The following is a 14454-nucleotide window of genomic DNA, read 5'->3' as shown; positions in this document are numbered from 1 at the left end:
CCAGACCGCGGGCAACAGGAGAGATAAAATGACTTCAAACAACGTGTTGGCGGACTTTGGCGCCAAGATTCTTTCGGGTGAAATTGAAGTGGTGGACTGTTCCGGCACGCTGGGGCCGGACACGCCGATCCTTCAACTGCCGGAAGATTTCGCCAAAAACACCCCCAAGGTCGAAATCCACAAGATCAGCGAATATGACGCGGATGGCCCGTTCTTCGCCTGGAACTGGTTGAAGCTGGGCGAACACTCCGGCACGCATTTTGACGCGCCGCACCACTGGATCACCGGTAAGGATTACGAGGACGGCTTCACCGATACGCTGAACGTGCAGCGGCTGGTGGCGCCGGTCAACGTGATCGACTGTTCGAAGGAAAGCGCCGAGAACGCGGATTTCCTGCTCACCGCCGATCTGATCAAGGCCTGGGAAGCGGAGCACGGCGAGATCCGCAAGGGCGAATGGGTGGTGATGCGCACCGACTGGGACACGCGCGCGCATGACGAGGCTGCGTTCCTCAACGCAGATGCCGAAGGCCCGCACAGCCCCGGGCCGACGCCGGATGCGGTGGAGTACCTGCTCTCCAAGGGGATCGTCGGCTGGGGCAGCCAGTGCATCGGCACCGATGCGGGTCAGGCCGGGCTGATGGATCCGCCCTACCCGGCGCATAACCTCTTGCACCGCGACAATTGCTTCGGGCTCGCGTCGCTCGCCAATCTGGACAAGCTGCCCGCCAAAGGCGCGATCCTGATTGCGGCCCCCTTGAAGATCGCCCGCGGCACCGGCAGCCCGATCCGCGCGCTGGCGCTGGTGCCAAAGGGCTGACACCAGATGGCCGCCGCCCCCCATATCATCATCGGCTCCGGCATCAACGCGCTGGTGGCCGCAGCACTTCTGTCCCGCAAGGGGCAGCAGGTGCTGATGCTTGAACGCTCGGACCGGATCGGCGGCTGCATGCGCACCGACGAGATCACCGTGCCGGGGTTCCACCACGATGTAATGGCGGCGACCTTCGTGCTGTTCCTCACCTCCCCCGCCTACGCCGAGCTGGCAGAGGATCTGGGAAGGCACGGACTGGAGTTCTGCCACACCGCCCACCCCACCGCCGTCCTGCGTCCGGACGGACGCGCGGTGGTGCTGGAGATGGATCGCGCCGCCAATGTGGCACGTTTTGACGCGCTTTCGTCCGGCGACGGCGCGCGTCACGCGCAGGACGTGGGCGGCATCGAAGCGGATGCTGAGTTTCTGTTCGGCCTCCTCGGCGGGCCGCTGTGGTCGCGCCAGACCGCGAAGCTGGTCGCGAAACAGGCGTGGAAGCGGGGGCTGAACGGGCTCAAGGCATGGGGTGGCCAAGCTCTCCAGCCGGCGCGCGGCTGGCTGGAGACGTCTTATAACAGCGCCGATGTCCAGGCACTCTGGGCGCCCTGGGTGCTGCATTGCGGGCTTACACCCGAAAGCACCTATTCGGGCCAGATGGGCCAGGTCATTGCCTTTGCCCTGGAAGCGGCAGGCGCGCCGGTGGTGAAAGGCGGCGCAGGGGCGGCGGCAGACGCATTCCGGCGGCTGATCGAGGCCAATGGCGGCGAGATCCGCACCGGCACCGACGTCACCCGCATTCTCACCGAACGCGGCCGCGCCTGCGGGGTGGAGACCGCGGAGGGCGAGACGATCCGCGCCGCCTCGGTCATTGCCTCGGTCACGCCCGGGCAGCTCTATGGCCGCCTGCTGCCGGAAGAGATGGCCCCGGAACCGCTGCGCAGCTTCCGCCACGGGCGCGGCAATTTCCAGCTGCACTATGCGCTGGACGCGGAGCCTGAGTGGCGCGCCGAAGGGCTGGAGGACGTGGCACTTATTCATCTTGCCGACGGGATCGACAGCGTGTCGAAATCCGCCAACGAGGCCGAGCGCGGCATGCTGCCGGAGACCCCGACCATTTGCGTGGGCCAGCCGCATAGGCTTGACCCCAGCCGCTGCCCGGACGGCAAAGCCATCCTGTGGCTGCAAATCCCGGATGCGCCGCGCGTGATCAAGGGCGATGCCGCGGGCGAAATCACCGCCAGCCCCGAGTGGACCGAAGCCACCCGCGAGGCCTTTGCCGATCGGATCGAGGCAGTCCTGTCCCTCCATATCGCCAATTTCGAACAGATAAAGCTGGCCCGGCGCGCCTATTCGCCCGCCGACCTGCAATCGCTCAACATGAACCTTGCTGGCGGCGACCCCTATGGCGGCGCCTGCACACTCGACCAGTTCTTTGTCTGGCGCCCTTTCCCGCAATCGGTCAATAACGCCACGGGAGTGAAGGACCTGGCGCTGATCGGGGCCTCGACCCACCCCGGACCGGGCCTTGGCGGCGGCTCCGGATACAACCTGGCAAAGAGGATGGGAGCATGAGCGACGACACCACGGACCACGCTGCGGAAGCGCACCCGCAGGACCCAATGCCGCGGTTGGGCGAAATCGGGCTGGAGAATTTCCCGCCCTATCTGATGAACCGCATCATGGGCCGCTACAACGCCAGCTTGCGGACCGAAATGGCGGCACTGGGGCTGACCACGGCGCAGATGCGGACGCTGGCGGTGCTGTCGGTCCTCGACGGTCTGCTGATCCGCGAACTGGCCGTCTATGCGGTGGTGGAGCAATCGACGCTCAGCCGCTCGCTGGACCAGTTGGCCCGCGACGGGCTGATCGAGCGGCGCCCGGACCCGGACGACAGCCGCGCCACCCGCGTCTTCCTTTCGCCAACCGGCCGCGCCGCCCATGAAAAGTTGTGGCCGCATGTGGCCGCCGCCTACCAGCAGATGTTCGAGGGCATCGGGCTGGAGGAACGGCGGCAGTTCACCGCCACGCTGCAAACCGTCCTGCGCAATGTGCGGATCCACCAGATCTGATAGAACACCAAATTACTCAAGGAGGAGCCGATGGCCGAAAGGTCGTTCAAGGCAGAGGTCGAACATCTGCGCAAGGGTGAGGGTCATACCTTCACCGGTGAGGGCATCCTGGCCATCACCAAGGCTCTTCTGGAGAATGGTGTCGGCTATGTCGGCGGCTATCAGGGCGCGCCGATCTCGCATCTGATGGATGTGCTGGCCGACGCCCAGGACCTGCTGGGCGAGCTGGGCGTGCGCTACGAGGCCAATGCCTCGGAGGCCGCTGCCGCCGCGATGCTGGCGGCCTCTGTGCACTACCCGATCCGCGGCGCGGTCACCTTCAAGGGTTCCGTCGGGGTCAACGTGGCCTCCGACGCGCTGGCCAACCTCGCCTCCTCCGGCGTCACCGGCGGCGCGCTGGTGATCGTGGGGGAGGATTACGGCGAGGGCTCCTCGATCATGCAGGAGCGGTCTTATGCCTTTTCGATGAAGTCGCAGTTCTGGCTGCTGGACCCGCGCCCCAACCTGCCGTCGATCGTGAAGTCGGTGGGCGACGGCTTTGCCCTGTCAGAGGCGTCCAACACGCCGGTGATGCTGATGGTGCGCATCCGCTCCTGCCACGTGACCGGCAGCTTCGAGTGCCGCGACAACCTTCGACCGCCGCTCACCGTGCGCGACGCGCTGGCCAATCCGCAGCGCGACTTTGCCCGCGTGGTGCTGCCGCCGATGTCCTATCAGCACGAGCACGACAAGATCGAAAACCGCTGGCCCGCGGCGGAAAAGTTCATTCTGGACAACGGCCTGAACGAACGCTTCGGCCCGAAAGACGGCAAGGTCGGCCTCATCTGCCTCGGCGGCATGTACAACAGCGTCATCCGCGCCCTGCAACGGCTCGGGCTGGCGGACCTCAGCGGCAACACCGAGGTGCCGCTCTACGTGATGAACGTGGCCTACCCGCTGGTGAGGAGCGATCTGCTGGAGTTCTGCGAGGGCAAGGACGCGGTCCTGATGGTGGAGGAAGGCCAGCCCGAGTTCATCGAGCAGCAGCTTGGCGCGATGCTGTTCAAGGCGGGCAGTTCCACCAAGCTCGAAGGCAAGGGCATCTTCCCCAAGGCGGGCGAATACACCGGCCAGGTGATGATGGACGGGCTGGATGATTTCTTCCGCACATACGCCGCCCATCTGCTGCCGGGCCAAGTGCGCGCGCCCAATGCGCCCGCGCCCGAGATCCCGGACCTGAGCCAGACAGTGCCGATCCGCCCACCGGGGTTCTGCACCGGCTGCCCTGAGCGGCCGATCTTTGCGTCGATGAAGCTGGTCGAGCAGGAACTGGGCAAGCACCAGATCTCTGCCGATATCGGCTGCCACCTGTTTGCCGCGCTGCCGCCCTTTGAAATCGGCGGCCAGACCATGGGCTACGGGCTTGGTCCGGCCTCCAACGCCGCCTTTGACGGCGGCGGCGAGAAACGGGCGATCTCGATCCTGGGCGACGGCGGCTTCTGGCACAATGGGCTCAGTACCTCGATCGGCAACATGGTGTTCAACAAGTCGGACAGCGTGGCGATCATCGTCGACAACTATTATTCGGCAGCCACCGGCGGGCAGGACATCCCGTCCAGCCGCGCGCAGAACGCCAGCAAATCCACCAACAACCCGATCACCAAGGCGCTGGAGGGCGCGGGCGTCAAATGGATCCGACAGATCGACCGGACCTATGACGTCACACAGATGCGCGCGACCATCCGCGAGGCACTGACCACCGATTATGACGGCCCCAAGGTGATCGTTGCGTCCTCGGAATGCATGCTGAACCGGCAGCGGCGCGAAAAGCCGCAGCGCAACAAGGCGATCAAGGACGGCGCGCGGGTGGAGATCCCCCGTTTCGGCGTCGATCAGGATGTCTGCACCGGCGATCACGCCTGCATCCGGCTGTCGGGCTGCCCGTCTCTGTCGCTGAAGAAGCTGGACGACCCGCTGCGCGACGACCCGGTGGCGCATATCGACCAGACCTGCGTCGGCTGCGGCAATTGCGGCGAGGTGGCCGATGCGGCAATCCTCTGCCCCTCCTTCTACGAGGCACGGGTGGTGAATAATCCTTCCGAACGGGAGCGCCACCGGGCCGGCCTGCGCAGCAAGGTAATCGCCTGGCTGCAGGCGCGCCGCCGTGCGCGGCAGCTCACTTTCTCCGGCGATAACACGGGGGAGGCCGCCTGATGACCATCGAATTGCCCATCAACCCAGCTGACACCCGCCCTGCCGCCACCGAGGTGATCAAGCTCGCCATCCTCGCCGTCGGCGGCCAGGGCGGCGGGGTCCTGACAAGCTGGATCGAAGCGCTCGCCCGCGCTGAAGGTTACCACGCACAGGCCACCAGCGTCGCGGGTGTCGCTCAGCGCACGGGGGCCACGATCTACTACATCGAAATGGCGCCGGGGACGGTGCCGGACCCGGTGTTCTCCCTCGCGCCCGCGCCCGGCGACGTCGACATCATGATCGCTGCGGAGATGATGGAGGCCGGCCGCTCGATCCTGCGCGGTTTTGTGACGCCCGACCGCACCACGCTCATCGCCTCCACCCACCGCGCGCTTGCGGTGTCGGAAAAGATGGTGCCGGGCGACGGGATGGCCGATGCTTCCGAGGTGCGCGCGGCGGCGGAGACCGCGGCGCGCAAGCTGGTCATGGCCGACATGGAGCGCGCCGCTACCGGGGCCGGATCGGTGATTTCCGCGTCGCTTTTCGGGGCGCTTGCAGGCTCCGGCGCCCTGCCCTTCCCGCGCTCCGCTTTCGAGGATGCGATCCGTGCCGCGGGCAAGGGCGTGGAGCCGAGCCTGCGCGCCTTTGCCGCCGGGTTCGATCTGGCGAAAGAGGGCGAACCACGGCCTGCAGACGCGCCCGCGCCCGCCGCACCTGCCCAGCCGCATGGCCCCGCAGGCAAACTGCGCAAATGGCGGAAGCTCGCCGCCTGCGTGGCGGACATGCCGGAAGCGGTGCAGGAGATGGCCCTGCCCGGCCTGCAGAAGGTTGTGGAGTTCCAGGACCTGGCGTTTGGCCGGGAATATCTCTCACGCCTCGATCAGGTACTGTCCATGGACAGCGCGGACCGTGAGTATGAGCTGAGCCGCGAGGCCGCGAAATACATCGCCAACGCCATGGCCTATGACGACGTGATCCGGGTGGCCGACCTCAAGACCCGGGCCAGCCGCTTTGGCCGGATCGAGGACGAGATGAAGGCGGACGGCAAGCTGATGACCCTCACCGACTACCTGCACCCGCGGGCGGAGGAGATCGCAAGCCTCCTGCCTGCCCGCCTGGGCGCAAGGGTGGAGGCCAACCCGCGACAGATGGCGCGGCTGGAGAAGCTGTTCAGCAAGGGCCGCCGCATCCGCACCGACAGCCTGCGCGGCTTCCTGATGCTCTATGTGCTCGGCGGGCTGAAATTCTGGCGCCGCCGCACCCGCCGCCACGCGGTGGAGCAGGCGCATCTGGACGCATGGCTGGCGATGGCGATGGGCTACCTGCCCGCCCGCTACGGCATGGCGGTGGAGGTGATCCGCTGCCGACGCCTGATCAAGGGCTACTCCGACACCCACGCCCGGGGCCTGAGCAAGTTTTCCCGGGTGCTGGACGGGGCGCGCATGGTGGAAGCGCGCGACGACGGCCCCGAGTGGGTCGCCCGCCTGCGCGAAGCTGCCCTGCAAGACGAAAAGGGAGAGGCGCTGGATGGCGCGCTGAAGACCATCGCCAGCTTCACCTGACCGGCCCCCGTGGCAAGCCGCGGTGGTGGAACCGGCGGCATACCCCAGGCCGCGCAGGCAAACGGCTGGCCGCGTTTGAAACGCAGTCCAAAAGAAAAAGATGTCCTCAAGGCGCTTGAAGGCGAGACCGCAAAGCTGAAAAAGCTGCTGACCGCGCAGATGCTGGATCTGACGGCGCTGAAGGAGCTGGTTTCCAATAAGTGGTATCGCCTGCCGTGAAGCGCGAGGCGGTCGCGCCTCCGAGGCCTCAGCTTGCACGCACGGACCGGCGATCCACTGCCCGGCAGGGCCTTGCGCAGCAATGTCCCGAGAAGGGGTGGACCAAGGGCGGTACAAACACCAAGCTGCACGCCATCTGTGACAGCCAAGGCCGTCCGCTGAGCTTGTTCGTCACCGGCGGGCAAGTCAGTGATTATACCGTTGCGCGGGCACTGCTGAGTAGTCTGTCAGAGGTCGAGGGACTGCTGGCCGACCGTTGCCGTGATCCCGACTGGTGTTGGAAAGCGTTAAAAGACAAAGGGAAACGGGCCTGCACGCCCGAATGGGACAGCGGAGAACACCCATCAACTGCGACGTCAAATCGAAGCCAGCCCAGCATTCGTATTCAGAAAGTATTGCGCGAAGACAGGGCTGCTGGCGGCACCGATGCCGCGGGCGTTCTTGCCGACTGTGCCAGCCTTGATTTCCGGGGTGATCAGGCCGCGTTTGTCCTGACTAACAAGGTAACGCTGCACCCGTTCGACCAGCGTTTCGCGGACCGCAACAGGGAAAGCGCCGTCGATTAGCACCGCTTGGAAGTCGATCACCGAACATATCGAAAGCGACGCTTTGGCCAATTCCTGAGCGGTTTCACCAATCCATGGATCGACGTAGCGGGTCAAGCTGCTCCAATCCTGTGGCTCCTGCCAAAGCTGATCCGGATTCAACCCGGCCTCGACAAGGCGTGCCTCGAGAAGATGAAGGGATGCAGTATCAATCAGTTGTTGACTTTCCCCCAACGGGCCAGTTGTGCGCATAGATCCCAAAGCGCCAGCGTTCCCCTGGCTACCTTCGAAGACCGTTCCATTCAGCGCGACCCCCCCCCCGATAAATGCTCCAATAAAGAAATACGCAAAGTCTCGGTATTCCTTGCCCCGTCCGTACAGGTGTTCCGCATGGCAGGCCGCCGTAGAATCATTGACCATATAGACCGGAAGGTCACTGAAACGGGCGACCTCATTCTCAAAGTTCACATCTTTCCATGAGCGAAATTTTTCGGCGGCCAGGCCTGTCAGATCGTGCCATTTCCAGAGTTCAAATGGCGTCCCGATCCCGATTCCGCACACACGGCTCCGATGACTTTCCGAGAGGCCTCCGAGCAGGGCCTTCAAACCAGTTTCCAGGAACCCGAAAACCGCGTCGGGCATTGGGTAGCCATAGGTCGTTTGCAGTTGCCCGCGTACCGTTCCGGCGAAGTCTAGCAACAACAAGTCCGCGCTGCGCCGCCCGACTTTCAGTCCTACCGAAAACACACCATCAGGATTCAGTTCGATAGGAATGGACGGCTTGCCCACCTTACCGCGCACCGGATCGCCCCGACGGACCAGACCATCTGCTTCGAGGTTTCTCAGGATTGCAGAGACCGTAGGTTTTGAAAGGCCAGTCCGGCGGGCAAGCTCGGCCGCGGGAACCGACTTATGGCGCTGAAATATCGACAGGATCAGGCGTTCATTATGGTCACGTAGACCGCTTTGATTCACGCCTCCGCGCCGCCTGTTTGTGATGTCGCCGTCCATGTCAGACACAATAGTTCCCCTACCATCTGAAGGAAAGATAGCTGGAGACTATAAGTTAGTAAAGTTTACAAACTTATTGACGCACACTGCAGAATCGGGCCTATTATAGTCCAGCCTGCGACAGTGCGGGTGCGTGGCCAGCGGGAGGCGGCCAAATGTTTCGAACTGACATGGATGGGAGGAAACCATGAAAAAACTGATGACATCTTCGGTCATTTCCCTAACCGCGATGGCTGGCGCGGCATATGCGGAAGTCAACGCATGCCTGATCACCAAGACTGACACCAACCCGTTTTTCGTAAAGATGAAGGAAGGCGCGACTGCAGCGGCTGAGGCAAACGGTATCAATCTGTCCACCTATGCCGGCAAAATCGATGGCGACGTAGAAAGTCAGGTCGCAGCGGTTGAAACCTGCATCGCATCCGGCGCCAAAGGCATTCTGATCACCCCGACCGACAGCCGCGCCCTGACACCGGTGATCACCCAGGCTCGCGAAGCTGGCGCTTTGGTCATCGCTCTGGACACCCCGTTCGAACCTGCCAGCGTTGCGGATGCAACCTTTGCCACCGATAACTTCAAAGCCGGTGTTCTGATCGGCCAGTGGGCCGCGGCCAAACTAGGTGACGAAGCTGCAAACGCCAAGATCGCCCTGCTGGACCTGAACGCATCCGAGATCTCTGTCGACTACCTGCGCAACAATGGTTTCCTTCAGGGCTTTGGCATCGACATCAAGGACCCGACCGACATTGGCGACGAAGACGATCCACGCATCGTCGGCAATGACGTCACCAATGGCAACGAAGAAGGTGGCCGGACTGCGATGGAAAACCTGTTGCAGATCGATCCTGAAATCAACGTGGTCTATACCATCAACGAACCCGCCGCGGCCGGTGCATATGAGGCGCTGAAATCGCTGGGGCGCGAAAACGATGTGATGATCGTGTCGGTGGACGGCGGCTGCCCCGGCGTTCAAAACATCTCGGAGGGGGTGATCGGCGCGACCTCGATGCAGTTCCCGCTGCTGATGGCCTCGCTTGGTATCGAAGCCATCAAAAATTGGGCGGAAACAGGTACCAAGCCGCAGAACACCGAGGGTCTGGATTTCTACGACACCGGTGTTGAGCTGATTACGGACGAACCGGTGGATGGTATTCCGTCGCTGACCTCGGCCGAGGGCATGGACAAATGCTGGGGCTAACCCCTGCCTGAGCAAATGGAACCGGGGCGAAATCCGCCTCGGTTTCAACCGATCCATCAACATCTTTGACCAGACTCGACGCCCAGGCTTAGGCTAGCGGCGGGGGGAGATCGCCATGACAATCAAAGCAGGCTACGAACAGATCTTGGAGTCCAGCGACACGAAGGTCGCCCAGTTCGCGCCCCGGCACCACACATTGTTGGAACGCGTCCAGCACATCTTGCACAACAACCCAACCTTCGTACCAGTCATCGTCTTGGTGCTAAGCCTGGTGGCATTCTGGATCATCGCGGGTGGGCGGTTCTTTTCCGCGTTCAACCTGTCATTGATCATGCAGCAAGTGTCCATCATCGGCATGCTGGCCGCGGCACAATCGCTAATCATCATCACCGCGGGCATCGACCTGTCTGTCGCAGCAATCATGATCCTGATGTCAGTAATCATGGGCAATCTGGCCGTGAATATGGGCGTCCCGTCCCCTCTGGCGATCCTTTTGGGTTGTTTGGGCGGTATGGCTGCGGGCGCTATGAACGGACTGTTGATTACCAAGATCAAGCTGCCCCCGTTCATCACCACGCTGGGCACGTGGTCGATCTTCTTTGCGCTGAACCTCTGGCTGTCCGGCGCGCAGTCCATTCGCAGTCAAGACATCGACAAGAACGCTGAATTCCTGAAATTCTTTGGCAATGCATTCACGGTCGGCGGTGCGCGCATCACCTTTGGCGTCATCCTGATGATCGTAATTTTCGTCGTGCTCTGGTACATGTTGAACAAAACGGCCTGGGGCCGCCACGTCTATGCCATTGGCGATGATATGGAAGCGGCGGAAATGTCCGGCATTCGAACCGAACGCACCTTGGTTTCGGTCTACATGCTGGCAGGGCTGGTCTGCGCCATTGCCGGGTGGGCCTCAATCGGTCGGGTCGGCTCTATCTCCCCGCAATCCTTCTATGAAGGGAACCTGCAATCCATCACGGCCGTGGTGATCGGGGGGATCTCTCTCTTCGGCGGGCGTGGATCCATCATGGGCGCGCTCTTTGGCGCGCTGATCGTGGGCGTCTTTCAATCAGGTCTTCGCATGGCCGGCGTGGACGTGCTGTGGCAGGTCTTTGCCATCGGCTGGCTTATCATCATCGCAGTCGCAATTGACCAATGGATCCGGAGGGTTTCCGCATGACACCTGTCGTCCAAGCCAAAGGAATCGTCAAACGCTATGGCCATGTCACCGCCATTGACCACTCCGATTTTGAACTACGCCCAGGTGAAATTCTGGCGGTAATCGGAGACAACGGGGCGGGCAAATCCTCGATCGTCAAAGCAATCTGCGGTGCCACGGTCCCAGACGAAGGAGAGATCCTGATTGAAGGCAAGCCTGTAAAGTTCTCTTCGCCAATCGAAGCGCGTGAAATGGGAATCGAGATCGTCTATCAGAACCTGGCACTCTCTCCTGCACTGTCTATTGCAGACAACATGTTCACCGGGCGTGAGCTGCGCAAACCGGGCTTTGCGGGCACTGTCCTTCGGATGCTGGACAAGCCAGCGATGGAGAAATTTGCCCGCGAAAAGCTGACCGAGCTTGGCCTGATGACAGTGCAATCCATCAAGCAGCCTGTCGAAACGCTATCGGGCGGTCAACGCCAGGGTGTTGCTGTGGCTCGCGCGGCGGCCTTTGCCACCAAGTTCATCATCATGGATGAGCCAACGGCGGCGCTTGGTGTCAAAGAAAGCCGCAGGGTTCTCGAGCTCATCAAAGATGTGCGCGCCCGGGGGATTCCGATCATTCTGATCAGCCACAACATGCCGCACGTGTTCGAGGTCGCCGACCGGATCCATATCCACCGACTGGGTAAGCGCCTGTGTACCATCGACCCGAAGGACTACACCATGTCCGACGCGGTGGCCTTTATGACCGGGGCCAAAGAACCTCCCGCGCATGGCGCAGCATGAGCACGGTGCTGTCAACGACCGAGGCGCTGCCGGATTTAATCTTGGGAGCGCCATTTTCCGGGCGGCGCAAGCTTGTTGCTTTGGCCGGACCACCGGCCTCTGGCAAAAGCACATTGGCTGCGAAGGTCGCTCAGGATCTCACAGACCGCGGAAACCCTGCGGCGGTTGTTCCCATGGATGGGTTTCATCTGGACAATGGCATTCTGTACGAAATGAACCTTGTTCACCGCAAAGGGTCGCCTGACAGCTTTGATGCCGCGGGCCTTTTGCGCCTATTGGACGCGCTTCGATCAGATGATGTCGTGTATTTCCCCGTTTTCGACAGAGAGGCTGATCGGTCAATTGCAGGCGCCGGACGCATCTCAGCCGGTTGCGAGATCGTAATCGTGGAAGGCAATTACCTTCTCCTGGATGCCCCTATCTGGCGCGACATCGCAAAATCCTGGGACTACTCTATCCGCTTGGACGTGCCTGTCGAGGTTCTCGAAGTGCGCCTGCGCGAACGTTGGCATTTCTATAAAGTGCCGGAAGAGGAAGCCGAAGCGAAGATTAATGCTAACGACCTCCCGAATGCACGTCGGGTCGTCGAGGATACGCTGGCAGCAGATGTGATAGTGAATGGGTAGTTTGTCTCGATCAAAGCAGTCTTGAGAGGGTAATCCCCCGATCTTAGGGGGATGCGGAAGTAGAATTTTCTCGGCAGGATGACTGAGGAGATTCCAATGAAGAAGACACCTTTCACAGAAGCGCAGATCATGGGTGTGCTGCGCCAGATGGAGGGCGGTGTTCCAGCCGCCGAGCTGTGCCGTGAGCATGGGATGAGCAGCGCCACGCTGTACAAGTGGCGGGCGAGGTATGGCGGCATGGACGCCAGTCTCATCAGTGAGAGCGAGCCTTTGTCCGCCATTGGTCCGAGGACAATGGCGAGCGGCTATGGCCGAAAAGAACCGACGCCTGAAACGCATGTTTGCCGATGTCAGCATGCAGAACGACCTGCTCAAGGAGGCGCTCGGATAAGTAAGATCCTGAACGCCACTGGTTCGAAAGAAGGATCGAACGATCCGGCCAGCTCAACGCCGAGAGCTGGCCGTGAAAGCGGTGGCGATGAAGGGCGTCAGCATCGCGCTGGCTTGTCGGGCATTCGATGTCAGCGAGACCTGCTATCGGTACAGCCCGAAGCGGGATGACGAAAACGAGCAGATCGCCGATCTGCTGCTTGGGCTTACGAAGGCGAGGAAGACCCGGGGCTTCGGGCTGTGCTTTCTGTATCTGCGCAATGTCCAAGGCCACGTGTGGAATCACAAGCGCGTCTACAGGATCTACTGTGAGCTGGAGCTGAACCTGCGCCCCTCTCGGGACATCCCTGCGGGATGCCCTGCCGGGTGACAATCAAGCCGCGCAAGCGTCTGAAGCGGGAGAAGCCGGATGAACTGGCCGTGCCTGAGGCACCGAATGAGGTCTGGTCGATGGGCTTCATGGCGGGTCGCCTCGGGGGCGGGCGTCAGTTCCGGCTCCTGAACGCCTGGACGACTTCAACCGTGAAGGGCTCGGCATCGCGGTCGACTTCTCGCTGCCCGCGGAACGCGTCGTCAAGGCACTGAACCAGATCATCGAATGGCGCGGTGCGCCCCGAACCATTCGAGTCGACAACGTCCTATGTCGGGAAATTCTGGCTGTTTAGGTCAGCAGGTCGAGTGGCATCCGGGGAACGGATTGAACCGCGCCGGGTTTGCCGGAGGCTGATTTCAGTTAGTTACGCGGCTCGTGCCTCAGTTTCCAGAGCGGCGTAGAAATTGGCCTCTGCTTCTGCCGGCGGAATGTTCCCGATAGGCTCGAGCAGACGGCGGTTGTTGAACCAGTCCACCCATTCGAGTGTTGCGTATTCCACCGCTTCGAAGTTTCGCCAAGGACCGCGGCGGTGAATGACCTCGGCCTTGAAGAGACCGTTGATCGTTTCGGCCAGCGCGTTGTCATAGCTGTCCCCAACGCTGCCGACAGAGGGCTCGATACCAGCTTCTCCCAACCGCTCTGTGTACTTGATCGACAGGTATTGGCTGCCGCGGTCGGAGTGGTGAACAAGCCCCATCGCCTTTGTCGGCCGCCGCTCGTGAACAGCCTGCTCCAGCGCATCGAGAACGAACCCGGCATGCGCCGAGGTGCTGACACGCCAACCAACGATCTTGCGGGCATAGGCATCGACAACGAAGGCGACATAGGTGAACCCCTTCCAGGTGGCGACATAGGTGAAATCGCTCACCCGGAGCATATTTGGAGCAGGCACCCGGAATTGCCGGTTCACTTTATCCAGCGGGCATGGGGCCTTCTTGTCGGGCACAGTCGTCTTGTGCGGCTTGCCCCGGATGATACCTTGAATACCCATGCTCCTCATCAGCCGGGCGACCGTGCAGCGGGCGACGTCGAAACCTTCCCGTTGCAATTGCCGCCAGACCTTCCGCACGCCATAGACTCGCCAGTTCTCTTCGAAAACCCGCCGGATCTCGGGCCGCAATGCCGCGTCACGCCGGGCACGGTCCGACCACCGGGCCGGATCAGCCCGCTTCGCCAGGTGGTCGTAATACGTGGAAGGGGCAATCGGCAGGACAGTGCAGATCGGCTCGACCCCATACTCCGCGCGATGCATGTCGATAAATGACACCATCACTTCGACCGGCGGTCGAGCTCCGCCATCGCAAAATACGCTGATGCCTTGCGGAGGATCTCGTTCGCCTGGCGCAGCTCGCGGTTCTCCCGCTCCAGCGCCTTCAGTTTGTCGGCCACATCGGTTGGAACGCCCGCCCGCTTGCCGCTGTCGACCTCTGCCTTCTTCACCCACTCATTCAGAGTGTGCGCCGAACAGCCGATCTTCGCGGAGATCGACATGATCGCCTGCCAGCGGGAACTGTGCTGGCCCTGGTTG

Annotated in this window: 11 protein-coding genes, 3 pseudogenes and 1 other annotated feature; of the genes and pseudogenes, 12 read left to right on the top strand and 2 right to left on the bottom strand. The window is 62.1% G+C overall.

Going from position 1 to position 14454, the window contains the following annotated elements; all coding sequences use genetic code 11:
• The first annotated feature begins 28 nt into the window (after nucleotides 1-28).
• From AC0IPL_RS10530 to AC0IPL_RS10500, 7 genes and pseudogenes are all read left to right on the top strand, one after another.
• On the top strand, nucleotides 29-820 hold the full coding sequence (locus AC0IPL_RS10530) for a cyclase family protein (RefSeq protein WP_474274283.1): 792 nt from the start codon (nucleotides 29-31) through the stop codon (nucleotides 818-820).
• A gap of 6 nt (nucleotides 821-826) precedes the next feature.
• A complete protein-coding gene (locus tag AC0IPL_RS10525; protein ID WP_474274281.1) occupies nucleotides 827-2386 on the top strand; it encodes a phytoene desaturase family protein in 1560 nt (519 codons plus the stop codon).
• Nucleotides 2383-2883: a MarR family winged helix-turn-helix transcriptional regulator gene (locus tag AC0IPL_RS10520; protein WP_474274279.1), complete on the top strand. Its 501-nt coding sequence runs from the start codon at nucleotides 2383-2385 to the stop codon at nucleotides 2881-2883. The genes AC0IPL_RS10525 and AC0IPL_RS10520 overlap by 4 nt, the downstream gene beginning before the upstream one ends.
• A 30-nt stretch (nucleotides 2884-2913) precedes the next feature.
• Complete coding sequence (locus AC0IPL_RS10515; protein ID WP_474274277.1) at nucleotides 2914-5076, top strand: thiamine pyrophosphate-dependent enzyme; 2163 nt, start codon at nucleotides 2914-2916, stop codon at nucleotides 5074-5076.
• Nucleotides 5076-6617 carry an indolepyruvate oxidoreductase subunit beta family protein gene (locus tag AC0IPL_RS10510; protein WP_474274275.1) on the top strand — a complete coding sequence of 514 codons (1542 nt, stop codon included), beginning with the start codon at nucleotides 5076-5078 and terminating at the stop codon, nucleotides 6615-6617. The genes AC0IPL_RS10515 and AC0IPL_RS10510 overlap by 1 nt, the downstream gene beginning before the upstream one ends.
• Before the next feature lie 105 nt (nucleotides 6618-6722).
• A pseudogene (locus tag AC0IPL_RS10505) lies at nucleotides 6723-6892 on the top strand (IS3 family transposase); the annotation flags it as partial.
• Nucleotides 6893-6931: 39 nt separating this feature from the next.
• Nucleotides 6932-7156 (top strand): annotated as a pseudogene (locus tag AC0IPL_RS10500) (IS5/IS1182 family transposase); the annotation flags it as partial.
• A gap of 36 nt (nucleotides 7157-7192) precedes the next feature.
• Here the strand turns inward: AC0IPL_RS10500 and AC0IPL_RS10495 are convergent.
• Entirely contained in the window at nucleotides 7193-8392 is a 1200-nt protein-coding gene (locus AC0IPL_RS10495) for an ROK family transcriptional regulator (protein WP_474274644.1), read from the bottom strand.
• Between the two features lie 187 nt (nucleotides 8393-8579).
• On the opposite strand from AC0IPL_RS10495, the gene AC0IPL_RS10490 reads away from it, so the two are divergent.
• The 5 genes and pseudogenes from AC0IPL_RS10490 to AC0IPL_RS10470 all read left to right on the top strand — a co-directional run.
• Complete coding sequence (locus AC0IPL_RS10490; RefSeq protein ID WP_474274273.1) at nucleotides 8580-9590, top strand: substrate-binding domain-containing protein; 1011 nt, start codon at nucleotides 8580-8582, stop codon at nucleotides 9588-9590.
• Nucleotides 9591-9705: 115 nt separating this feature from the next.
• A complete protein-coding gene (locus tag AC0IPL_RS10485) occupies nucleotides 9706-10767 on the top strand; it encodes an ABC transporter permease (RefSeq protein WP_474274272.1) in 1062 nt (353 codons plus the stop codon).
• Complete coding sequence (locus AC0IPL_RS10480) at nucleotides 10743-11537, top strand: ATP-binding cassette domain-containing protein (RefSeq protein ID WP_474274270.1); 795 nt, start codon at nucleotides 10743-10745, stop codon at nucleotides 11535-11537. Before AC0IPL_RS10485 ends, AC0IPL_RS10480 begins: the two co-directional genes overlap by 25 nt.
• Nucleotides 11534-12163: a nucleoside/nucleotide kinase family protein gene (locus AC0IPL_RS10475; RefSeq protein WP_474274268.1), complete on the top strand. Its 630-nt coding sequence runs from the start codon at nucleotides 11534-11536 to the stop codon at nucleotides 12161-12163. Before AC0IPL_RS10480 ends, AC0IPL_RS10475 begins: the two co-directional genes overlap by 4 nt.
• A 96-nt stretch (nucleotides 12164-12259) precedes the next feature.
• Nucleotides 12260-13188 (top strand): annotated as a pseudogene (locus AC0IPL_RS10470) (transposase); the annotation flags it as partial.
• Nucleotides 13189-13290: 102 nt separating this feature from the next.
• Here the strand turns inward: AC0IPL_RS10470 and AC0IPL_RS10465 are convergent.
• Nucleotides 13291-14454 (bottom strand): IS3 family transposase gene (locus tag AC0IPL_RS10465; protein ID WP_474272577.1). Its coding sequence is split into 2 segments (ribosomal slippage), with 1165 coding nucleotides annotated over them: nucleotides 13291-14231 and nucleotides 14231-14454; the frame shifts between segments, so codons are not numbered across the junction. This gene is flagged as partial in the annotation.
• Nucleotides 14122-14238, bottom strand: a sequence feature (AL1L pseudoknot). (Overlaps the previous gene by 117 nt.)

The sequence above is a fragment of the Leisingera sp. SA32 genome (genome assembly GCF_056033425.1).
The sequence above is the reverse complement of the archived record's forward strand: the minus strand, read 5'-3'. Positions and strand labels throughout refer to the sequence as shown.

What these genes read in the sequence shown, in the direction of transcription:
- AC0IPL_RS10525 (WP_474274281.1), top strand. Translation starts at nt 827, where the DNA reads ATGGCCGCCGCCCCCCATATCATCATCGGCTCCGGCATCAACGCGCTG.
- AC0IPL_RS10515 (WP_474274277.1), top strand. Translation starts at nt 2,914, where the DNA reads ATGGCCGAAAGGTCGTTCAAGGCAGAGGTCGAACATCTGCGCAAGGGT.
- AC0IPL_RS10520 (WP_474274279.1), top strand. Translation starts at nt 2,383, where the DNA reads ATGAGCGACGACACCACGGACCACGCTGCGGAAGCGCACCCGCAGGAC.
- AC0IPL_RS10485 (WP_474274272.1), top strand. Translation starts at nt 9,706, where the DNA reads ATGACAATCAAAGCAGGCTACGAACAGATCTTGGAGTCCAGCGACACG.
- AC0IPL_RS10495 (WP_474274644.1), bottom strand. Translation starts at nt 8,392, where the DNA reads ATGGACGGCGACATCACAAACAGGCGGCGCGGAGGCGTGAATCAAAGC.
- AC0IPL_RS10510 (WP_474274275.1), top strand. Translation starts at nt 5,076, where the DNA reads ATGACCATCGAATTGCCCATCAACCCAGCTGACACCCGCCCTGCCGCC.
- AC0IPL_RS10530 (WP_474274283.1), top strand. Translation starts at nt 29, where the DNA reads ATGACTTCAAACAACGTGTTGGCGGACTTTGGCGCCAAGATTCTTTCG.
- AC0IPL_RS10490 (WP_474274273.1), top strand. Translation starts at nt 8,580, where the DNA reads ATGAAAAAACTGATGACATCTTCGGTCATTTCCCTAACCGCGATGGCT.
- AC0IPL_RS10475 (WP_474274268.1), top strand. Translation starts at nt 11,534, where the DNA reads ATGAGCACGGTGCTGTCAACGACCGAGGCGCTGCCGGATTTAATCTTG.
- AC0IPL_RS10480 (WP_474274270.1), top strand. Translation starts at nt 10,743, where the DNA reads ATGGATCCGGAGGGTTTCCGCATGACACCTGTCGTCCAAGCCAAAGGA.